This is a genomic window from Sphingobacterium spiritivorum ATCC 33861, from assembly GCF_000143765.1.
GTDB classification, from domain to species: Bacteria; Bacteroidota; Bacteroidia; order Sphingobacteriales; family Sphingobacteriaceae; genus Sphingobacterium; species Sphingobacterium spiritivorum.
On record NZ_GL379771.1, the window covers coordinates 392,852 to 412,317 of the forward strand.

The following is a 19,466-nucleotide window of genomic DNA, read 5'->3' on the forward strand; positions in this document are numbered from 1 at the left end:
CTATTTTCTTAAATCATAACTGTATCGTTTGGAAATCATAAATCGGTTCTTCTCAAACAACTTATTGTTTATTAATCAATATCCAGGTATTACAACTTTGCCTTAATACCAATAATCATCTACAAAAATATAAACTTTATTTATATAAACATTAATAATATTCAATATAAAATAAACAATTCAAAATAACATATGAATTTATAAAAATGAATAGCAAATATTATAATTATTTCATGCTCTTTATAATTCATAATAATTCCACGAAATAAGGCTTAAAGTAGCTAGCATCATTATTGGCAACTGAATTTCACTTTAGTATCTTCAGGATGTAATTTTACTTGCTCTATATTATATATTGCATATAAAAGCAAGTTTATCTAAGTTTGCAGCATTAAATACACACAACAAATGAGAAAAGTTCTTGGATATATTCTTTCACCTATATTTTACTTATTTTTTGCACTGGAGCTGGTTATTTTTCACCCCATCCAATGGCTATGTCTGAAATTAGGTGGATATAGTGCGCACAAACGCAGTGTAGATCTGTTGAATTTTACGCTATTGAGTGATAATTTTCTACTTTTCAATCCTGTAAAGTTTATTAATGAGCATCACATCCCTACAGGTCAGCCTATTATCTTTGTTGCCAATCACCAGAGTCCGTTCGATATTCCTCCGATGATTTTCTTCCTTCGTAAATACCATGCTAAATTTATTTCGAAGATAGAACTTGCAAAGGCTAATATTCCGAGTATCTCCTATAATCTCAAATATGGAGGCGCAGCCAATATAGACAGAAAAGATTCAAAACAGTCTATCAGTGAAATTCTGAAATTAGCCAACAATATGAAGACCAAAAACTGGTCTGTGTTTATTTTCCCCGAAGGTACACGTACCAAAACCGGAAAAATGAAAGAGTTTTCTGTAGGAGGTATTGCGACCATATTAAAGAAAAACCCAACTGCTCTGGTGGTCCCTATTGCAATAAATGGTTCTTATGAAATGGTAAAGTACGGTATGTATCCGCTGAATCCTTTTACAAAAATGTCGTGGGAAATTCTTCAGCCTATAGAACCGGCAGGAAAGACTGCTGAAGAGATCGTGAAAGAGGCTGAGCTGGCAATTCGTGCTAAGGTAAAGGGAAGTTAAATCCTATTTAACAATCCGGCCTTTCCAATCGTATTTACCTATATTACCAGCTATACCGATATATACCAGGTATATAATGTGTCCGACAGTGAGTATAGGCAAGTACTTTAAGAGATCTGTACGATTGGCAAATTCGCATAAAGGTCTCATAAAATATAATTCGACAACAAACTTAATTACAATAACGGCAAAGATCAACGCTCCTAAGGTTGACGGGAACAGAAATGCCAGTAATCCGCTCAGGATCATAGCCAGATTGAACAGCCAGATACTCACCCCCAATACAATCACACTTTTGTTCTTATAACGTGTACTCTTGGAAGCCCAACGCTTACGCTGACTGATAAAAGAAGCCATATCGGGCTTAGCATCGGTATATACGATAGCTGAAGGCGATTTACAGAATCCGATTTTATCAGCATATTTTTCAGCAACTTTATGCAGAAGCAGTTCATCGTCTCCTGATGCCAGATCATCAATACCCTTGAAGCCATCCATTTCATAGAATACATCTCTTCTATACGCCAGATTTGCGCCATTGCAGGTCGTTGGATGACCATTCCCTATACCTGCAGCTCCTAATCCGATCAGATACAGGAATTCCAGAGTCTGAGCTTCTTCAAAAGGATTCTTTTCTTCCGAATACACAACAGATGATGAAACCATATAGGAATCATATTCCTCAAAAAAACCGATCACAGTGGACAACCATTGGCGTCCCATCCGACAGTCGGCATCTGTAGTGACAATAATTTCACCCTGTGCAATATCAATAGCATTAGAAATAGCTTTCTTCTTATATGAATTCAGTTTATCACTCTCATTCATCTGCAGCAATTTCACCCCTTTAACGGCATAGAGCCTCACAATATCTGCTGTACGATCTGTTGAATGATCATCGATAACAATGATTTCAAACAGTTCTTTAGGATAATCCTGATTCAATAAACAATTGATGGTACGCTCAATGACCTGTTCCTCATTGCGTGCCGCAATCAATACCGAAACAGTTGCAGAAGGAGTGGCATCCGACGTCACAAACGTAGAAATAGAAGCCCATCCATTACGCATATACAGCACTAAAGCTACATACACAATGGTCATTATAATGAGAAAAACACTAAGACTTGTTATCACTTAAATAATTAACTTTTATTGCAAAAAATGAACCCAGAATCGCCGGTAAAATCAGGTTGACAAACCAGATACAGGAAACGATGGCCATAACAGCAATCTCCTGTGTAGTAATATAACTATATAAATTACTGGCAACAAAACTCCGGACACTAAAATCAAATAAATCAAGCGAAGGTACGGCAGATTGTATAAAAAACAAGATAAAAATCATCAAAACCATTGATAAAAATGGTAAATCAGGAAGAATAACTTCCATCAGGATGATATATTGTGAAGTGAAGATAATAAACCGGGATAATGACAGCCCAAGAATAACAGAAAGTTCGCGTCTGTTATAGTCTTCAAGAACGGAAAAAAAAGGTTGTATTTTTTTCAGAAAATTAATTCTGCGAACCAGCTTATCCACCCAATGTACATTAAAGAAAATTAAGAGAAACACAGCTGCATAGGCTATTCCTGCTGCCCATACAAGAATCTTCATCACGGGTTGTAAAGAAAGAAATGTCGTCATAAACCAGGCAATACTCAGCGCACCGAATATACTGGTCAGTACTAGCTGGCCAAAATGTCCGACTCCCATCGCTACAGCTCCGGATGCACGGTTTTCCGGTTTTAAATACATCACCCTCCCGCCATACTCTCCTATCCGGTTTGGTGTAAAAATAGCCCATGTAAGACCACAGAAAACAGCTTCCGTTGCCCGCCACCAACTGATCTGTTCGATACGCCGGCTGATAAACTTCCATTTTACAATCTCCAGAAACCAGTTGCAGAACATCAATACAACAACAGCAATCAGTACTCCGGTAACCAGATTTCTGTCCAGTCCTTTCATCAGGAGCTTGAATTCATAAAGATTATGCTGGTTGCTGACTTTAGAATATATATACCAGCCCGCTAATAGCAGAACAGCAATCTTGATAATTAAATTGAGATATTTCCGGGTATTATTTGTCAAAATAGTTTGTTGCGAGTGGCACAATTTTACTAATTTTTAATGACATCCCGTTAAGTTAATTCACAAAAGAAAAACGTAATATTGTACCAGCATGCAAAAGGAAAAGGCTAAAGAGCGTATTATTCTGGGAATTGATCCGGGAACTGTGGTGTTGGGCTATGGATTGGTAAAGGAAACCGGCAAAAAAATATCCCTTATTTCTCTGGGTGTTATTAAAATGGGACACCTTGACGATCATGCCTTAAAACTGCAGCGTATCTTTAAGAAGACTTCTGCTCTTATCGAAGAATACAAACCTGACTGTGTAGCCCTTGAAGCTCCCTTTTATGGTAAAAATATTCAGGTGATGCTCAAACTGGGTCGTGCTCAGGGGGTAGCCATGGCTGCAGCACTGAATCATGATATTCCGATATTCGAATATTCTCCCCGTAAGATAAAGCAATCTGTGACAGGCAATGGTAATGCGACAAAGGAACAGGTCGCAGCCATGCTAAAAACATTACTGAGCTTTAATGAGACTCCCGAATTTCTGGATGCCACGGATGGCCTGGCTGTTGCGGTCTGTCACTCTTTCCAACAAAATACATCTTCCTCCGGAACGTCAAAAAGTTACAGCGGATGGGAAGCTTTTATCAAAGACAACGAAAAACGTGTCAAGTAGATTTATAACTGTACCTGCCGGATCACATTCTTCACATTCAGCTCTATAATATCTGTCATGGAATTACATTTGAGATACTGCTTATTATCGTGAAATTCGGCATATCCCTCTTTCAGACGGTTGATATTTTCTACCGATGATAGTTGCTGTGTCTTAGAAGCATCACGCAGATCTGCAATACGATGACGCTCGCTTCTTACCCTGTGCACAATAGATGATCGCTCTTCCTGCTGATATTGGGATACGGTACGGTCATTGAGATAATCCATACATATCTTCACATACGGGAAATTTTCTTTAAAAAACTGAGGCATATATACTTTAGGATTGCCTTCATAAAACTGCTGGTCAAAATCTATTGCACGTATCCGGAACTGGAAATCGTCAAAATCAGGCGTAATCTGCATCACGAAGTTGTAAGCCCTCATATCTCCAAGTAAGGTAATAATACATCGTTCATTGAATTTTACAAATTCCTTGGCAATACGTGTCATATTATAATCCGGAGAATACATTCGGGATTTAGTAAATACATCTCCGGGAATACCTACAATATGTTCTTCGACCAATGTTTCGTGATCTACCAGATAATTCACCTGATTGGGAGACAGGATTTCCTCTAATTCCAATCCATAGATGCGCGAGGCATCCGCCTGCTTTATATAAAAGTAATCGTATACATCGTTCAACCTATTGACAATGCGGATACGGAAAGGTCTCGTATTTCCAAAGGCGCAGTACTCTATACGATCTATATACTTGTGCTGGACGATCCGCGTATTTCCGGAAGCCTTGAGCTGCGCATAGATTATTTTAAGTCCTTCATACAACTGATCCTGTAAATACGGCGGATACAGGGGTGTTTCCCAAAAGGTATCATTTCCATACTTATCCATTACCGGAACGGTTTCTGTAAACGTTAATAAATCTTTATAGGCGATAGGCAATTTACCATCCCGTTGGTACATTTTCAGATATTTATGCAGTCCGGATCCTACCGGAAATATCGGCTTCTTCCTTGATATCTTTACGTCATCGTATTCCATGCCTGTATTTTTTATAAATATACTGATTTAATAGACTTGGACTACTAGTAATTTTTTTAAACTAATGACATATTAATTATGAAATTAATACCTCAATAACCAAAAATCTTATTATTTTTGTAAAATTATCAAGAATATCAAATAAAAGAATTGAAAGAAGCATACGCTATAGTTGAAAGGGACTTAAAAACAATCACCTGTAGTACTAACCACATATAGACCAGGATATTTTTGAATGAAAAACTTACAATTTAATTGTGATGAAAGCCGTAGAAATCTACGATCTTTCATCCTGTCACATATATAAAGATCTTAACAAAGACATATTTTAAACACAAATACAGGATTTATGGAAAATAATTATTCCAACTACGATTTAGATACACTAGACATCCAGATCTTGTCCATATTAATGGAGGACGCTTCGATTCCGTACACCGAAATAGCTAAAAAATTAATTGTTTCCGGCGGAACCATACACGTTCGTATGAAAAAAATGGAAGAACTTGGAATCATCCGTGGTTCTAATCTGATTATCAATCCTCAAAAAGTAGGTTTTGATATCACTGCATTCTTAGGTATCTATCTGGATAAAGGATCCCAATATGCCGATGCTGTAGAACAATTGAAAAAAATCAAAGAAGTAGTTGAATTACATTATTGTACAGGTCAATACAGTATCTTTGCGAAAATTATCTGCCGCGACACAGGACACTTACGTAAAGTCCTGAATGAGGATATTCAATCTGTAAAAGGTATTCAACGTACAGAGACTATTATCTCTTTAGAGGAAAGTATTAAGAGACAGATCAGTCTGATCTAAAAAAGAAATACATTAAAAAAGCGCCATTAGTAAATATTAATGGCGCTTTTTTAATGTACGATTTGATCTAATATCTGTATATAGAGAGGAATACCCTGCTCTATCTCATAGACATAAATATATTCGTCAGCCATATGCGAACGGGCAGAATCCCCGGGTCCAAGTTTTAAAGAAGGTATACGCAATAATGCCTGATCGCTCATCGTCGGCGAACCGTACGTATTACGTCCTAATGCCGTACCGGCTTTCACAACCGGATGATCTTTAGGAATAAAAGAAGACGTAAGACGTGTTGATCTTGCTTTGACCGATGATCGTACATGTTGCTGAATAATGGCCAGCGTTTCTTCATTACTATAAGCATCAGTCGTACGCACATCGACCACAAAAGAACAGGTTGACGGCACAACATTGTGCTGGGAACCGGCATTTATCTGAGTAACTGACATCTTTACAGGACCCAGACTCTCTGATTCTTTAGGAAAACGGAAGGTTCTGAACCATTCGATATCCGGCATAGCTTCATAGATAGCATTTACACCTTCTTCCCTTGCAGCATGACCGGCTACACCCTGTGACTCACAATCCAGCACCATCAAGCCTTTTTCGGTAATAGCAAGATCCATAAGTGTAGGTTCACCAACTATAGCAAAATCCAGTCTCCCCAAATCGTCCACAATAGCAGATATTCCGTTGAGTCCTGAGATTTCTTCTTCTGCAGTCGCAGCAAGACAAAAATTGTATCTGAGATCTTTTTGCTCATGATAATAAAGAAATACAGCGATCAATGATACCAGACATCCTCCTGCATCGTTACTTCCCAAACCAAACAATTTATCATCAATAATTTCAGCCTGAAAAGGATCTCTGGAATATCCGGGATTCGGTTTTACCGTATCATGATGAGAATTTAGTAAAATAGTAGGCTTAGCAGCATCGTAAAAGCGGTTATATGCCCAGATATTATTTCCCTTCCGGTGCGTTTTTACAGCATATGACTCCAGATAGCGTTGAATATGATGTGCTGTATCGGCTTCCTCCCTGCTTAAAGACGGAATTCGAATCAGCTCCTGCAGCAGGGTAATGCTTTTATCGATCAGCGTCAGCATATTACTCATTATATAATCCGCCAGCTTTGGCTGCAGAAAGCTTTATCCCTTTTATAAAAGCAGAACTAAATCCATTGTGTTCCATTTCGTTCAAGCCTGCGATTGTACAGCCTTTGGGACTGGTTACTTTATCAATCTCACTTTCCGGGTGATTTTGAGTCTGCAGTAAAAGATCGGCAGCACCTTTGGCTGTCTGAATAGCCATTTTCAAAGCGTCATGCGCATGAAATCCTATTTCTACACCACCCTGAGATGCTGCACGTATACTACGCAGGAAAAACGCAATACCACACGCACACAAAGCAGTGGCAGAGGTCATCAGATCTTCGTTGATAACGACAACAGCTCCTACCGTTTCGAAGAGTTGCTGCACCTGTTCTAACTGCTGTTCGCTGGCATTATCGGTAGCGATACAAGTCATAGACTGTCCGATAGCAATTGCAGTATTTGGCATAGCACGTACCACAGGTATTGTGCTGCCTAATATTGCTTTCACATCCGCACAGGAAACGCCTGAAACTACAGAAACAATAAGCTGGTGAGCACCGATAGTCGGTTCCAGCTCCTCCATCACTTTCCTGAGTTGCTGAGGCAGGACCGCAAGAACTATGATATCTGCTGCTTCAATAGCTGCAGCATTGTTATCACTCACCCCGAAGCCTTCTTGCCTCTCTTTATCCAGTGCGGACAACGATCTTCTCGTCAATGTAATAGCAGAAGCCGGATAAGCTCCTGATTTAACGAGTCCTTTTGCAAGGGAAAGCCCGATATTTCCTGTTCCTATAATTGTTATTTTACTCATGGTTGTAGGTTGATTTATTTCTTATTTAGCGACCAGGCAGGTCCCGAAATGACTCTGCTGAAACAGATGCAGATTATTTGCGTTGCCTACGTATACATGCTTTACACCCTTACGGATAGCATCAAAGGCATTCTGCAATTTAGGAATCATTCCGGTATGGATCACGCCTTCTTTTTTAAGTTGTTCAAAATCTTTGGCATTTATACGTTCAAAAACAGAGTTTTCATCTTTCACATCGCGTAATACACCATTTTTTTCAAAACAATAAATGAGCGAAGTCTCATACAAGTCAGCCAATGCAACAGCCAAAGCAGATGCAATGGTATCCGCATTGGTATTCAGCAACTGTCCGATACCATTGTGTGTAATTGCGGAGAAAACGGGTACAAACCCCGCTTCCAATACTTTCTTTATAGAGGCTGTATTGATCGAATCGTGCATGATATCTCCCACAAATCCATAATCAATGTCTTTAACAGGGCGTTTCATAGTACGGATTGTATCACCGTCAGCACCACTAAGCCCCAATGCATCACAATTCAAATTTTGTAGTTTAGAGACAATGGACTTATTCGTAAGACCTGCATAAACCATCGTCACGATTTTCAGCATTTCAGCGTCCGTGACTCTTCTGCCATCGATCAGATTAGCTTCAATACCTAAATCTGCAGCTAATCTCGTAGCGATCTTTCCACCACCGTGTACTAATATTTTTTTTCCGGATAACGCAGAGAATTTTTCTAAAAAATCATTCAGATCCTGTTCATTATCAATTACATTACCACCAATCTTTATAATATTCAGCGTACTAACCCCCATAGTCTACTTATTGCTTTCGTTTTATTTCTTTAAATTTTCCAACATTCTTTTGATAACCACCTGAGCAGCCCATACTCTGTTGCTTGCTTCTTTAATGACAAGAGAATTGGGACCGTCCAAAATCTCCGAAGACAGTTCAAGGTCACGTCTTACCGGAAGGCAATGCATTACCTTAGCATCGTTAGTCAGTTTTAACTTCTTATTATCCATCATCCAGTCTTCCTCTATCGGATATACTTTGCCGTAATCTTCATAAGAAGACCAGTTTTTGACATATACAAAATCTGCATCCTGGAGACTCTCTTTAAGATTGGTAGAGATAGTCGCTCCTTCTGTAAATTCTTTCGCAAGCTGATAGCCTTCCGGTTGTACAACCGTAAAGTCCAGCAGACCTTCTTCCTGAGCTCTGCACATCCATTCCGCAAATGAATTAGGGACAGCCTGTGGCAATGCTTTCACATGAGGAGCCCATGTCAACACGACTTTCGGTTTACCGGGCTTATTCCAATGCTCTACGATTGTAATGAGATCCGTTAAACTTTGTAAAGGGTGTCTGGTTGCACTTTCCAGCGAAACAACAGGTACAGCACAATATTTCATAAACTTGCTGAACAGATCTTCGCTGTAATCTTCTTTTCTGTCTTTCAATTTAGGAAAGGAACGCAGCCCTAAGATATCACAGTATTCACCCATGACTGCAGCAGCTTCACGGATATGCTCTACTGTAGTACCATTCATCACAACACCATCCTGAGTCTCCAGAGCCCAGCCATCTTTATCCATATTCATGACCATGACATTCATACCCAGATTCATTGCTGCTTTTTGGGTACTCAAACGGGTACGTAAACTCGGGTTTAGGAAAACTAGACCCAGCGTTTTATGTTTTCCCAGATCTTCATTGGCATTTGGATTAGCCTTTAAAGCTAATGCTTCCTTAACAGCCTCAGAAAGATTCGGGATATCGTCTACTGAAAAAAACTTGTTCATATGCTATTATTCTAAAGGACTTTTAATCTTCTGTCAAATGCTTCCAAAAATTGATCAGCATGCGCTTTTGTTATGTTTAAAGCAGGAAGTAAACGGATCACATTAGGTTTAGCTTCACCGGTAAAGATTTTCTCTTTTTCCAGAAGTTCTTTTTTAAGCGTCGATAGATCTTCCGGAAGATCTATACCAATCATTAAACCTCTTCCTCTTACTTCTTTGATTCTGTCTATTTTTTTTAGTTCAGTTATCAGATACTGACCTACTTCTTCCGCATTTTTTAACAGGTTGTCTTGTTTTATTACTTCCAGCACAGCCACTGCAGCTGCACATGCAAGATGATTTCCACCGAATGTAGTACCTAACATACCAAAGACAGCTTTAAACTTCGGAGCAATACTGATCGCACCTATCGGAAAACCATTCCCCATACCTTTGGCCATAGTATATATATCCGCGTCGATACCGGCATAATCATGCGAGTAAAAAGATCCCGTACGTCCATAGCCACACTGCACTGCGTCTGCTATGAATACCGCATTATGCTGATCACATAAAGATCTGATCAATCTCAGGAATGGAACAGAAGCTTCCTGTATACCTCCAACGCCTTGTATACCTTCTATTATCACAGAAGATATTTCATCTCCATAGGAGTCAAAAGCTTGCTGTAGAGCCTCTTCATCATTAAACGGAAGAAAGACCACATTATCCGTTTCATTTACAGGAGCTACGATATTAGGATTGTCCGTCGCAGCAACCGCCAGAGATGTACGTCCGTGAAATGCTTTGGTAAAGGAGATCACCTTTTTACGTTTATTATAAAAGGAAGCCAGTTTCAAGGCATTTTCATTTGCCTCAGCTCCTGAATTGCATAAGAAAAGATGATAGTCTGATTTACCGGACAATTCGCCCAGTAAGCGGGCCAGTTCCTTTTGAATTGGGATTTCGACAGAATTGGAATAAAAACCTATCTCATTAAGCTGATCTGTCAATCGTCGCACATAATGTGGGTGAGTGTGTCCAATAGAAATGACTGCATGTCCACCATACAGATCTAAATAAGCATTTCCTGCTGCATCCCACACCGTAGAACCTTTTGCTTTTACGATGTTGATCGGATTAATGGGATAAACGTTAAATAAGTCCATTTATGATTTAAGTAAAAATAAGGATGTACCCACCCCAGAATGAGATACAAATATAAATAAGTAAAAACTAATTGAGGACAATTAAAGACACAAAAAAAGTCCTCTTGGATATAAGAGGACTTTTTTTGTACCGTTATGGCTTTAAATTATTCAGCTTTCTTACCGCCGTCTAATTCTGCTTTAAGTTTTTCCAATTCTTCGAATTTACCATCAGCAGCTAATTGTGCTTGCTCAGGCCATGTAGTAGGAACTGCAGTGTTGTAGTTCGAACCAGCTTCAGCTAGTAATTCTTCGATTTTAGAAACTTCTGTTGAAGCTAATTTCGCAAATGTGTCGATACCTGCACCTACCAGGATCTCAGCGATCTTAGGACCGATACCTTCTACGATAGTCAAATCATCAGCTTTAACTTCTGTTTTAGCAGCCTTTTTCGCTGTTGCTTTTTCTTCAGTAGCTCCTTCTGCAGCTTCAGTTTTCTTCTTACCACCACGACGACGAGTAGTTTTCTTTTCCGTAGCAGCTGTTGCACCGTATACTTCGTTATAGTCTACCAACTCGATGAATGCCATTTCAGCATTATCACCCAGACGATTTTCCATTTTGATAATACGAGTGTAACCACCCGGACGATTTGCTACTTTCTCAGAGATCTCACGGAATAAGATAGTAACAGCATCTTTATCTTTCAGGTAAGAGAAAACTGTACGACGTGAGTGAGTTGTATCGTCTTTTGATTTTGTGATCAAAGGCTCAACATAGGTACGTAATGCTTTAGCTTTAGCCAAAGTAGTAGTAATACGTTTGTGCTTGATCAATGATGTAGCCATATTTGCTAATAACGCTTTTCTATGGCTATCAGTGCGGCCTAAGTGGTTTACTTTTTTTCCGTGTCTCATTTTTTTAATGTTGTTTGTGCATACCGTCCTTTTTCTGAATAAAGTCCCGAAGTACTAAAAAGATTATTGTAAAAATTATCTTTCATTGTTTCTTCCGGTTCGTCTATCCCGCAAAGGGGAATTATGCAACAGGTCGCTTAATTAAATTAATTATTATTCTTCGTCTAACTTGAATTTAGACAAGTTCATTCCGAATGATAAACCTTTCGATTTTACCAATTCCTGGATTTCGCTTAAAGATTTTTTACCAAAGTTTCTGAATTTCAACATATCAGCAACGTCGTATGTAACCAACTCTGCTAATGTGCGAATGTCAGCAGCTTTAAGACAGTTCAATGCACGAACTGAAAGATCAAGATCAACTAATTCAGTTTTAAGGATCTTACGCATGTGTAAGATTTCTTCATCTACTACTTTAGTCTCTTCTTTTGTTTGAGATTCCAATAGCATATTCTCATCAGAGAATAACATGAAGTGTTGGATCAAAATCTTAGCTGCTTCTTTCAAAGCATCCTCTGGGTGAATAGAACCATCAGTAGTGATGTCCAACAACAATTTCTCGTAGTCAGTTTTTTGTTCTACACGGTAGTTCTCAATGGTATATTTAACATTTTTAATCGGAGTAAAGATAGAGTCGATCGCGATCAGACCAACTGGTCCGTCCGTTACTTTATTCTCCTCAGCATTAACATATCCACGTCCCTTAGCAACGCTCAATTCAACTTCAATAGTAACAGAGCTATCCATGTTGCAAACAACAAAATCAGGATTAAGGACTGTAAAATTGTTAGAGAATTTAGTGATATCACCGGCTAAGAATTGCTCTTGCCCATTGATTACTACAAATATTTTTTCGCTATCACCTTGTTCACCAGTCTTTTTGAAACGAATCTGCTTCAAGTTCAAGATAATCTCAGTTACATCTTCTACTACACCTTTAATAGTAGAAAATTCATGAGAAACTCCTGAAAACCTTATCGACGTAATTGCATATCCTTCCAATGAGGACAATAAAATACGGCGCAAAGCATTACCAATTGTCACGCCAAATCCTGGTTCTAATGGACGAAATTCGAACGTACCATCAAAATCAGTAGATTTTTGCATGATAACTTTATCCGGTCTTTGAAATGCTAAAATTGCCATTTAATTTCTATTAAAGTTTTATTTGTAATAATACTTATGTATACAAACAGGATAATGCATAACCGAATGATTATGCATGATCCTATTTTATTTATTATTTAGAGTATAACTCTACGATTAAGTTCTCTTTGATGTTCTCTGGAATATCAGTTCTTTCAGGGTAACTTAAGAAAGTACCTTTGAATTCATTTGCATTCCACTCTAACCAAGCAAACTTGTTAATCTTTCTTCCTTCTACAGAAGTAGTTACAGCTTCTAGAGCCTGAGAACGTTCACGTACAGCGATTACGTCACCCGGACGCAGACTGTATGAAGGGATATTAACAACACCACCGTTTACAGTGATATGCTTGTGAGATACTAACTGACGGGCAGCAGCACGAGTAGGTGCAATACCTAAACGGTATACAGTGTTATCTAAACGAGCTTCTAATAATTTTAAGAAGTTCTCACCTGTAATACCTTGTTTAGCAGCAGCTTTCACAAATAAGTTTGAAAACTGACGCTCTAATACACCGTAAGTGTATTTTGCTTTTTGTTTTTCTAACAACTGAATAGCATATTCAGATTGTTTTCCTCTGCGCTTTGATGGACCGTGTTGGCCTGGAGGATAATTTTTCTTTTCTAGCGCTTTATCCGGGCCGAAGATCGGCTCTCTGAATTTACGGGCAATTTTGGACTTAGGTCCTGTATATCTAGCCATTTTTTGTTTCGTTTAAAGTATCAGTCAACCTATAGCTGACGAATCTTATCTTTAAAATTATTAAACTCTTCTACGTTTTGGAGGACGACAACCGTTGTGTGGAAGTGGAGTGATATCTTTGATAGTAGTCACATCGATTCCTACAGTTTGTAATGTTCTGATTGCTGACTCACGTCCTGCACCAGGTCCTTTAACGAATACTTCAACTTTACGCAATCCAAGGTCATGCGCAACTTTACCACAGTCAGAAGCTGCTTGAGAAGCTGCATACGGAGTATTCTTTTTAGAACCTCTGAAGCCCATCTTACCAGCGCTTGACCAAGAAATAGTCTGACCTTGATTGTTTGTCAAAGTTACAATGATATTGTTGAACGTTGCGTTAATGTGAGCTTGACCTACAGGCTCAATCACAACGATACGCTTTTTTGTAGCTTTTTTAGTTTTAGCCATTTCTTAATTATTATTTAGTAGCTTTTTTCTTGTTTGCAACTGTCTTACGTTTACCTTTACGGGTACGGGTGTTGTTTTTAGTACGTTGACCACGAACAGGTAAATGTTTACGGTGACGTAATCCACGGTAACAACCGATATCCATAAGACGTTTGATGTTCAATTGAACTTCTGAACGTAAAGCACCTTCAACCTTCAATTCATCATTGATGATTGTACGGATTGCTGCTAATTGATCGTCATTCCAGTCCTGAACTTTAACGTCCTCACTGATTCCTGCCTTATCTAAGATATAAGCCGCTGTTTGGCGACCAATACCGAAAATATAAGTAAGGCCGATCACACCTCTTTTGTTTTTAGGTAAATCTATACCTGCTATCCTTGCCATATATTATTAAGCGATTATTTTTAATAATTACCCTTGACGTTGCTTGAACTTAGGGTTCTTTTTGTTAATTACAAAAACTTTTCCTTTACGACGGATGATTTTGCAATCCGCGCTGCGTTTTTTTATTGATGCTCTTACTTTCATGATCTATATTTTTAAAAGCTGTAAACCAAGCCTGTATTACTTATTTGTAACGGTAAGTAATACGTCCTTTAGTTAAATCGTAGGGAGACATTTCTAATTTCACTTTATCTCCAGGAAGAATTTTGATATAGTGCATACGCATTTTACCCGAAATGTGAGCAATAATCTCATGCCCGTTTTCCAACTCTACCCTGAACATTGCATTAGAAAGTGCCTCTCTAATTATTCCATCTTGTTCTATTGAGGCTTGTTTAGCCATATATTCTTGATTATTAACTGTTAAATAGCCTGCACAAACAGGAGTGCAAAGATAAATAAAAATAATTGTAAACCAATTACTTTTTATTCAAAACTTTCTCTACGTGTTCAAATGTTAACAATACATCAGGTTCTCCCTTACGAATTGCTACCATCTGTTCAAAGTGTGCGGATAACTTTCCGTCGACAGTACTAACTGTCCAGCCATCATCCCAGAATTTCACCCCGGCTTTTCCCGCATTGATCATCGGCTCTATACAAATGACCAATCCTTGTTCCAACTTGGGTCCGGATCCTCTTTTACCATAGTTTGGCACTTCAGGCTTTTCATGTAAGTGGAATCCCACACCATGACCTACCAGTTCTTTTACAATACCATAGTTATAAGGAGCGACATATTCCTGAATTGCTGAAGAGATATCTCCTACTCGTTTTCCCGCCACTGCCTGCGCAACTCCGCGATTCAATGATTCTTTTGTCACATCCAACAGCTGTTGAGCTTCTGCACTGATCTCACCGACTCCGAAAGTATAAGCAGAATCGCTGATAAAACCATTAAGGTTTACACCTCCGTCTACAGAAACCAAATCACCGTCCTTTATGACGTACTCACTCGGGAATCCGTGAACAATCTGATCATTAACAGAAATACAAAGTGAGTATGGGAATCCATGATAATTGAGAAACGCTGGCGTCCCGCCATTATCATGGATAAAATCATAAGCTAATTTATCAAGAGATAAGGTGGTGATGCCAGGCTTGATAACCTTGGCAACTTCACCCAGCAACTGCGACAGCACATCTGCTGATTTACGCACCTGCTCTATTTCTTCCTCTGATTTGTAATATACTTTAGACATGCTAAAGAAAATTATATTGCTGACTGATCAATACCTTCAACCGTCGCAGACGTAGAACGTCCTTTGATACGGCCTGTTTTCATCAATCCATCGTAATGACGCATTAACAAATGGCTTTCGATCTGTTGCAAAGTATCCAATACCACACCAACCAAAATCAACAATGACGTACCTCCATAGAAGTGGGCAAATTGATTATTGATTCCAAATAAACTCGCAATTGCCGGCAATATTGCAATGATAGCAAGAAACACTGCACCCGGGAAAGTGATATTAGAAATCACTCTGTCGATATACAGGTTTGTATCATATCCAGGTTTGATTCCGGGAATGAAACCTCCGTTTTTCTTCATATCCTCAGACATTTGCTGAGGGTTAACCATGATAGCTGTGTAGAAGAATGTAAATGCAATGATCAACACTGCAAAAGTCACATTGTATGCTACAGAAGTATAGTTACTCAATGAAGTTAAAAAGTCAGATTGCATACCAGGGAAAAACTGGCTTAATGACATAGGCACAAACATGATCGCCTGAGCGAAAATGATTGGCATTACACCAGCAGCATTCACTTTCAAAGGAATGTACTGTCTTACACCACCCACTTGCTTGTTACCTACGATTTTCTTAGCATACTGTACAGGTATCTTACGAACCCCCTGAACAATCAAAATGGTAAATATAACAACAAAGAATAAAGCTAGGAACTCCAACAACAATGGAATAGGACCACCACCGTTAGGGCTCATACGCGTTACCCACTCAGCTGTAATACCACTTGGTAATTGTGCAATAATACCTGCCATGATAATCAATGAGATACCATTACCGATACCCTTATCCGTAATTTTCTCCCCGAGCCACATCACGAATAAAGTACCTGCTGTCAATACAAAAGTAGAAAGGATCGTAAACATCGGATCAGCAATTATTCTTGCGCCAGGTTCGATTTGCGTTTTCACGTAAGCGACAGCCTGAACAAGCGTGATTGCCAATGTCAGATAACGAGTGATCTGGTTCATTTTTTTACGACCAGACTCTCCTTCCTTTTGCATTTTCTGGAAATAAGGTACCGCAATGCCCAGTAACTGGACAACGATGGATGCCGAGATATAAGGCATTACTCCGAGAGCAAAAATAGCTGAACGGGAGAAAGATCCTCCCGCAAACATATCCAACAACCCTAAAAGGCCTTCTTTGTGGCCTGAAGCTAAAGCAGCAGGGTTAACTCCTGGTAATACTATATGACATCCAACACGGTAAATCAGAAGAAAAAGCAATGTATTAAGAATACGATTGCGCAGATCTTCAATTTTCCAAATATTGGTTAAGGTTGTGATTAGTTTCTTCATGTATTAAAGTTTAACGATAGAACCACCAGCTGCTTCAATAGCTTTTTGAGCAGTAGCGGAGAAAGCGTGTGCTTTAACTTCAACTTTAGCTGTTAACTCACCACGACCTAAAATTTTTACTTTATCATTTTTAGATGCTAAACCGTGAGCTACTAATGCTTCAAAGTCTACAGTTGTCAAATTGAATTTCTCAATCAGAGCCTGCACAGCGTCAAGGTTTACACCATTGTACTCTACGCGGTTAATGTTTTTGAATCCAAATTTAGGAACACGACGTTGTAAAGGCATTTGACCACCTTCGAAACCGATTTTTGTACTGTGACCAGAACGGGAACCCGCTCCTTTGTGACCACGGGTAGATGTACCACCACGGCCTGATCCTGTACCACGACCGATACGTTTGCTACTCTTTACTGAACCCTTTGCTGGTCTTAAATTACTTAAGTTCATTTTAAAACTAAATTGTGTCAGGCCTTCGCTCTCACTAAACAGGTCCTGACGATGAGATAATAAATAAAAATGCAATGGAAAGAGTGTGATGCTCTTTCCAAAGTCAAAATTAAATTGCTTCGATAGCTACTAAGTGATTCACTTTTCTTACCATTCCGATGATGGAAGGCGTAGCTTCTACTTCTACTGAGTGGTTGATACGTTTCAAACCTAATGCCTCAATAGTTTTCTTTTGGCGCTCGCTTCTGTCGATAACGCTCTTTATCTGGGTGATTTTGATTTTTGCCATGATAATTAACCGTTAAATACTTTGTTTAAATCGACACCGCGGTGCTGTGCCACTGTATAAGCGTCACGCATATTAGCCAAAGCGTCAACAGTTGCTTTTACCACGTTATGTGGATTTGAAGAACCTAATGATTTTGCCAATACGTCTGTGATACCCGCACTCTCCAATACTGCACGCATTGCACCACCGGCTAGTACTCCTGTACCGTGAACTGCTGGTTTGATCAATACTGAACCACCTGAGTATTTACCATACTGAGGGTGAGGTACAGTACCTTTGATGATAGGAACTTTTACCAAGTTCTTTTTAGCGTCGTCGATACCTTTAGTAATTGCTTCAGTTACCTCTTTAGCTTTACCAAGTCCGTATCCTACGATACCATTTTCATCACCAACTACTACGATAGCTGAGAAACTAAAAGTACGACCACCTTTAGTAACTTTTGCTACACGTTGGATACTTACTAAGCGATCTTTTAGTTCAATCTCGCTTGATTTTACTCTTTTTATATTGCTTAATGCCATTTCTTCTTTTGATTAAAAGTCTAAACCGCCTTCGCGAGCACCTTCAGCCAAAGATTTGATACGGCCATGGTATAAGTACCCATTACGGTCAAAAACTACTTTATTAATACCTGCTGCGATTGCTTTTTCAGCGACCAATTTACCAACAGCTTTAGATTGATCTACTTTGTTACCTGATGCAGCGAAATCTTTAGATGCGCTGGAGGCTGAAACTAACGTTACGCCTGCTACATCATCAATGATTTGAGCATAGATACCTTTGTTACTTCTAAAAACTGATAAGCGTGGACGCTCAGCTGATCCAGCAAGGTGTTTTCTTATTCCTTTTTTGATTCGCTCTCTGCGACTTGATTTATGTCCTGCCATGGTTATTATTTTTTAGCTGATTTACCTGCTTTTCTTCTTAAAACTTCACCTTCAAACTTGATACCTTTACCTTTGTATGGTTCTGGTGCACGGAAGCTACGGATTTTCGCTGCAACTTGACCGATCAGTTGTTTGTCGATAGATTCTAACGTGATAGTAGGGTTTTTACCTTTCTCAGCAGTAGTTGATACTTTAATTTCCTTTGGCAATACAAAAACGATCTGGTGAGAGAAACCTAATGTTAACTCTAATGTATTACCATTGCTCGAAGCACGGTAACCCACACCGACTAACTCTTGTGTAGTTTTGTAACCTTCTGTAACACCGACTACCATGTTGTTCAATAAAGAACGGTACAATCCGTGTAACGCTTTGTGTTTTTTCTGATCTGTTGGACGAGTTACTACGATGTTACCATCTTCCTGAGCAACTTTAATGTCACGATCAACTTGTTGTGTTAATTCACCTTTTGGGCCTTTTACGGTAACTAAATTTTTGTCAGATACCGCAACAGTTACTCCAGCAGGTATAGCGACTGGCGCTTTTCCAATTCTTGACATCTCTGTGTGTTTTTCCTAGATTAATAAACGTAACATAAAACTTCTCCGCCAACATTCTGAACACGGGCTTCTTTATCTGTCATTACTCCTTTAGAAGTAGATAAGATCGCGATACCCAGTCCGTTCAAAACACGAGGTAAGTTGTCAACACTTGCATACTTTCTTAAACCAGGTTTACTCACACGAGTCAATGTGCGAATAGCCGGAATTTTGCTAATTGGATTGTACTTCAATGCAATTTTGATTGTTCCCTGAACTGCACTGTCTTCAAATTTGTAGTTAGCAATGTAACCTTTGTCGAAAAGAACTTTTGTAATTTCTTTCTTGAGGTTCGATGCAGGAATTTCAACAACCCTGTGGTTGGCCTTGATGGCATTCCTTACTCGTGTAAGGTAATCCGCTATTGGATCTGTATTCATTATATAATAAAATTGTGAC

Annotated in this window: 26 protein-coding genes; 3 read left to right on the forward strand and 23 right to left on the reverse strand. The window is 39.0% G+C overall.

Features of this window, described 5'->3' with window-relative positions:
- The first annotated feature begins 408 nt into the window (after positions 1-408).
- Complete coding sequence (locus HMPREF0766_RS11770; RefSeq protein WP_002997405.1) at positions 409-1,149, forward strand: lysophospholipid acyltransferase family protein; 741 nt, start codon at positions 409-411, stop codon at positions 1,147-1,149.
- Positions 1,150-1,152: 3 nt separating this feature from the next.
- On the opposite strand, the gene HMPREF0766_RS11775 is transcribed toward HMPREF0766_RS11770, so the two are convergent.
- On the reverse strand, positions 1,153-2,253 hold the full coding sequence (locus HMPREF0766_RS11775) for a glycosyltransferase (RefSeq protein WP_002997408.1): 1,101 nt from the start codon (positions 2,251-2,253) through the stop codon (positions 1,153-1,155).
- A gap of 16 nt (positions 2,254-2,269) precedes the next feature.
- Positions 2,270-3,244, reverse strand: a complete 975-nt coding sequence (locus HMPREF0766_RS11780; protein ID WP_002997411.1) for a lysylphosphatidylglycerol synthase domain-containing protein — start codon at positions 3,242-3,244, stop codon at positions 2,270-2,272.
- A gap of 91 nt (positions 3,245-3,335) precedes the next feature.
- On the opposite strand from HMPREF0766_RS11780, the gene ruvC reads away from it, so the two are divergent.
- A complete protein-coding gene (gene ruvC / locus HMPREF0766_RS11785; RefSeq protein WP_002997414.1) occupies positions 3,336-3,905 on the forward strand; it encodes a crossover junction endodeoxyribonuclease RuvC in 570 nt (189 codons plus the stop codon).
- A gap of 2 nt (positions 3,906-3,907) precedes the next feature.
- Here the strand turns inward: ruvC and HMPREF0766_RS11790 are convergent, their stop codons facing one another.
- On the reverse strand, positions 3,908-4,951 hold the full coding sequence (locus HMPREF0766_RS11790; protein ID WP_002997417.1) for a hypothetical protein: 1,044 nt from the start codon (positions 4,949-4,951) through the stop codon (positions 3,908-3,910).
- A gap of 349 nt (positions 4,952-5,300) precedes the next feature.
- On the opposite strand from HMPREF0766_RS11790, the gene HMPREF0766_RS11795 reads away from it, so the two are divergent.
- Entirely contained in the window at positions 5,301-5,774 is a 474-nt protein-coding gene (locus HMPREF0766_RS11795; RefSeq protein WP_002997421.1) for an Lrp/AsnC ligand binding domain-containing protein, read from the forward strand.
- A gap of 50 nt (positions 5,775-5,824) precedes the next feature.
- Here HMPREF0766_RS11795 and HMPREF0766_RS11800 read toward each other — a convergent pair whose 3' ends face one another.
- The 20 genes from HMPREF0766_RS11800 to rpsH all read right to left on the reverse strand — a co-directional run bounded on the left by HMPREF0766_RS11800 (position 5,825) and on the right by rpsH (position 19,447).
- Complete coding sequence (locus tag HMPREF0766_RS11800) at positions 5,825-6,892, reverse strand: M20 family metallo-hydrolase (RefSeq protein WP_002997424.1); 1,068 nt, start codon at positions 6,890-6,892, stop codon at positions 5,825-5,827.
- Positions 6,885-7,685, reverse strand: a complete 801-nt coding sequence (gene proC / locus HMPREF0766_RS11805; protein WP_002997427.1) for a pyrroline-5-carboxylate reductase — start codon at positions 7,683-7,685, stop codon at positions 6,885-6,887. Before proC ends, HMPREF0766_RS11800 begins: the two co-directional genes overlap by 8 nt.
- Positions 7,686-7,706: 21 nt before the next feature.
- Positions 7,707-8,504 (reverse strand): acetylglutamate kinase, encoded by a 798-nt coding sequence (gene argB, locus HMPREF0766_RS11810; RefSeq protein ID WP_002997430.1) that lies wholly within the window; start codon positions 8,502-8,504, stop codon positions 7,707-7,709.
- Positions 8,505-8,525: 21 nt separating this feature from the next.
- Positions 8,526-9,494 carry a Rossmann-fold NAD(P)-binding domain-containing protein gene (locus tag HMPREF0766_RS11815; RefSeq protein ID WP_002997434.1) on the reverse strand — a complete coding sequence of 323 codons (969 nt, stop codon included), beginning with the start codon at positions 9,492-9,494 and terminating at the stop codon, positions 8,526-8,528.
- A gap of 11 nt (positions 9,495-9,505) precedes the next feature.
- Positions 9,506-10,642 carry an aspartate aminotransferase family protein gene (locus HMPREF0766_RS11820; RefSeq protein WP_002997437.1) on the reverse strand — a complete coding sequence of 379 codons (1,137 nt, stop codon included), beginning with the start codon at positions 10,640-10,642 and terminating at the stop codon, positions 9,506-9,508.
- Between the two features lie 146 nt (positions 10,643-10,788).
- Positions 10,789-11,538, reverse strand: coding sequence for a 50S ribosomal protein L17 (gene rplQ / locus HMPREF0766_RS11825; RefSeq protein WP_002997440.1), 750 nt, complete (start codon positions 11,536-11,538; stop codon positions 10,789-10,791).
- Positions 11,539-11,691: 153 nt separating this feature from the next.
- Positions 11,692-12,684 carry a DNA-directed RNA polymerase subunit alpha gene (locus HMPREF0766_RS11830; RefSeq protein WP_002997443.1) on the reverse strand — a complete coding sequence of 331 codons (993 nt, stop codon included), beginning with the start codon at positions 12,682-12,684 and terminating at the stop codon, positions 11,692-11,694.
- A 94-nt stretch (positions 12,685-12,778) separates the two neighbouring features.
- On the reverse strand, positions 12,779-13,387 hold the full coding sequence (gene rpsD, locus HMPREF0766_RS11835) for a 30S ribosomal protein S4 (RefSeq protein WP_002997446.1): 609 nt from the start codon (positions 13,385-13,387) through the stop codon (positions 12,779-12,781).
- A gap of 60 nt (positions 13,388-13,447) precedes the next feature.
- The gene (rpsK, locus tag HMPREF0766_RS11840; RefSeq protein ID WP_002997450.1) at positions 13,448-13,837 is read right to left on the reverse strand and encodes a 30S ribosomal protein S11; all 390 of its coding nucleotides are present in this window, start codon (positions 13,835-13,837) and stop codon (positions 13,448-13,450) included.
- A gap of 10 nt (positions 13,838-13,847) precedes the next feature.
- Positions 13,848-14,225, reverse strand: a complete 378-nt coding sequence (gene rpsM / locus HMPREF0766_RS11845) for a 30S ribosomal protein S13 (protein ID WP_002997453.1) — start codon at positions 14,223-14,225, stop codon at positions 13,848-13,850.
- Between the two features lie 27 nt (positions 14,226-14,252).
- Entirely contained in the window at positions 14,253-14,369 is a 117-nt protein-coding gene (gene ykgO, locus HMPREF0766_RS22100) for a type B 50S ribosomal protein L36 (protein WP_013665024.1), read from the reverse strand.
- Between the two features lie 40 nt (positions 14,370-14,409).
- On the reverse strand, positions 14,410-14,628 hold the full coding sequence (infA, locus tag HMPREF0766_RS11850) for a translation initiation factor IF-1 (RefSeq protein WP_002997456.1): 219 nt from the start codon (positions 14,626-14,628) through the stop codon (positions 14,410-14,412).
- A gap of 76 nt (positions 14,629-14,704) precedes the next feature.
- Positions 14,705-15,487, reverse strand: a complete 783-nt coding sequence (map, locus tag HMPREF0766_RS11855) for a type I methionyl aminopeptidase (protein WP_002997458.1) — start codon at positions 15,485-15,487, stop codon at positions 14,705-14,707.
- 11 nt (positions 15,488-15,498) lie between these two features.
- Positions 15,499-16,839 (reverse strand): preprotein translocase subunit SecY, encoded by a 1,341-nt coding sequence (gene secY, locus HMPREF0766_RS11860; RefSeq protein WP_002997460.1) that lies wholly within the window; start codon positions 16,837-16,839, stop codon positions 15,499-15,501.
- A 3-nt stretch (positions 16,840-16,842) separates the two neighbouring features.
- A complete protein-coding gene (gene rplO / locus HMPREF0766_RS11865; protein WP_002997464.1) occupies positions 16,843-17,289 on the reverse strand; it encodes a 50S ribosomal protein L15 in 447 nt (148 codons plus the stop codon).
- A gap of 109 nt (positions 17,290-17,398) precedes the next feature.
- Positions 17,399-17,578 carry a 50S ribosomal protein L30 gene (rpmD, locus tag HMPREF0766_RS11870; RefSeq protein WP_002997468.1) on the reverse strand — a complete coding sequence of 60 codons (180 nt, stop codon included), beginning with the start codon at positions 17,576-17,578 and terminating at the stop codon, positions 17,399-17,401.
- 5 nt (positions 17,579-17,583) lie between these two features.
- Positions 17,584-18,102, reverse strand: a complete 519-nt coding sequence (gene rpsE, locus HMPREF0766_RS11875) for a 30S ribosomal protein S5 (protein ID WP_002997471.1) — start codon at positions 18,100-18,102, stop codon at positions 17,584-17,586.
- A 12-nt stretch (positions 18,103-18,114) separates the two neighbouring features.
- The gene (gene rplR, locus HMPREF0766_RS11880; protein ID WP_002997473.1) at positions 18,115-18,468 is read right to left on the reverse strand and encodes a 50S ribosomal protein L18; all 354 of its coding nucleotides are present in this window, start codon (positions 18,466-18,468) and stop codon (positions 18,115-18,117) included.
- A 5-nt stretch (positions 18,469-18,473) separates the two neighbouring features.
- Positions 18,474-19,028, reverse strand: coding sequence for a 50S ribosomal protein L6 (rplF, locus tag HMPREF0766_RS11885; RefSeq protein WP_002997475.1), 555 nt, complete (start codon positions 19,026-19,028; stop codon positions 18,474-18,476).
- A 20-nt stretch (positions 19,029-19,048) separates the two neighbouring features.
- Positions 19,049-19,447 carry a 30S ribosomal protein S8 gene (gene rpsH, locus HMPREF0766_RS11890; protein ID WP_002997477.1) on the reverse strand — a complete coding sequence of 133 codons (399 nt, stop codon included), beginning with the start codon at positions 19,445-19,447 and terminating at the stop codon, positions 19,049-19,051.
- Positions 19,448-19,466 lie beyond the last annotated feature (19 nt).

Bases quoted from the DNA above. Each gene is read 5' to 3' on its own strand.
- HMPREF0766_RS11775 (WP_002997408.1), bottom strand. From the start codon at position 2,253: ATGACCATTGTGTATGTAGCTTTAGTGCTGTATATGCGTAATGGATGG.
- rpsD (WP_002997446.1), bottom strand. From the start codon at position 13,387: ATGGCTAGATATACAGGACCTAAGTCCAAAATTGCCCGTAAATTCAGA.
- HMPREF0766_RS11820 (WP_002997437.1), bottom strand. From the start codon at position 10,642: ATGGACTTATTTAACGTTTATCCCATTAATCCGATCAACATCGTAAAA.
- ruvC (WP_002997414.1), top strand. From the start codon at position 3,336: ATGCAAAAGGAAAAGGCTAAAGAGCGTATTATTCTGGGAATTGATCCG.
- rplR (WP_002997473.1), bottom strand. From the start codon at position 18,468: ATGGCAGGACATAAATCAAGTCGCAGAGAGCGAATCAAAAAAGGAATA.
- proC (WP_002997427.1), bottom strand. From the start codon at position 7,685: ATGAGTAAAATAACAATTATAGGAACAGGAAATATCGGGCTTTCCCTT.
- rplO (WP_002997464.1), bottom strand. From the start codon at position 17,289: ATGAACTTAAGTAATTTAAGACCAGCAAAGGGTTCAGTAAAGAGTAGC.
- HMPREF0766_RS11815 (WP_002997434.1), bottom strand. From the start codon at position 9,494: ATGAACAAGTTTTTTTCAGTAGACGATATCCCGAATCTTTCTGAGGCT.
- rpsK (WP_002997450.1), bottom strand. From the start codon at position 13,837: ATGGCTAAAACTAAAAAAGCTACAAAAAAGCGTATCGTTGTGATTGAG.
- HMPREF0766_RS11800 (WP_002997424.1), bottom strand. From the start codon at position 6,892: ATGAGTAATATGCTGACGCTGATCGATAAAAGCATTACCCTGCTGCAG.
- rplQ (WP_002997440.1), bottom strand. From the start codon at position 11,538: ATGAGACACGGAAAAAAAGTAAACCACTTAGGCCGCACTGATAGCCAT.
- secY (WP_002997460.1), bottom strand. From the start codon at position 16,839: ATGAAGAAACTAATCACAACCTTAACCAATATTTGGAAAATTGAAGAT.
- infA (WP_002997456.1), bottom strand. From the start codon at position 14,628: ATGGCTAAACAAGCCTCAATAGAACAAGATGGAATAATTAGAGAGGCA.
- rpsE (WP_002997471.1), bottom strand. From the start codon at position 18,102: ATGGCATTAAGCAATATAAAAAGAGTAAAATCAAGCGAGATTGAACTA.
- HMPREF0766_RS11790 (WP_002997417.1), bottom strand. From the start codon at position 4,951: ATGGAATACGATGACGTAAAGATATCAAGGAAGAAGCCGATATTTCCG.
- argB (WP_002997430.1), bottom strand. From the start codon at position 8,504: ATGGGGGTTAGTACGCTGAATATTATAAAGATTGGTGGTAATGTAATT.
- map (WP_002997458.1), bottom strand. From the start codon at position 15,487: ATGTCTAAAGTATATTACAAATCAGAGGAAGAAATAGAGCAGGTGCGT.
- rplF (WP_002997475.1), bottom strand. From the start codon at position 19,028: ATGTCAAGAATTGGAAAAGCGCCAGTCGCTATACCTGCTGGAGTAACT.
- rpsH (WP_002997477.1), bottom strand. From the start codon at position 19,447: ATGAATACAGATCCAATAGCGGATTACCTTACACGAGTAAGGAATGCC.
- HMPREF0766_RS11830 (WP_002997443.1), bottom strand. From the start codon at position 12,684: ATGGCAATTTTAGCATTTCAAAGACCGGATAAAGTTATCATGCAAAAA.
- HMPREF0766_RS11795 (WP_002997421.1), top strand. From the start codon at position 5,301: ATGGAAAATAATTATTCCAACTACGATTTAGATACACTAGACATCCAG.
- rpsM (WP_002997453.1), bottom strand. From the start codon at position 14,225: ATGGCAAGGATAGCAGGTATAGATTTACCTAAAAACAAAAGAGGTGTG.
- ykgO (WP_013665024.1), bottom strand. From the start codon at position 14,369: ATGAAAGTAAGAGCATCAATAAAAAAACGCAGCGCGGATTGCAAAATC.
- rpmD (WP_002997468.1), bottom strand. From the start codon at position 17,578: ATGGCAAAAATCAAAATCACCCAGATAAAGAGCGTTATCGACAGAAGC.
- HMPREF0766_RS11770 (WP_002997405.1), top strand. From the start codon at position 409: ATGAGAAAAGTTCTTGGATATATTCTTTCACCTATATTTTACTTATTT.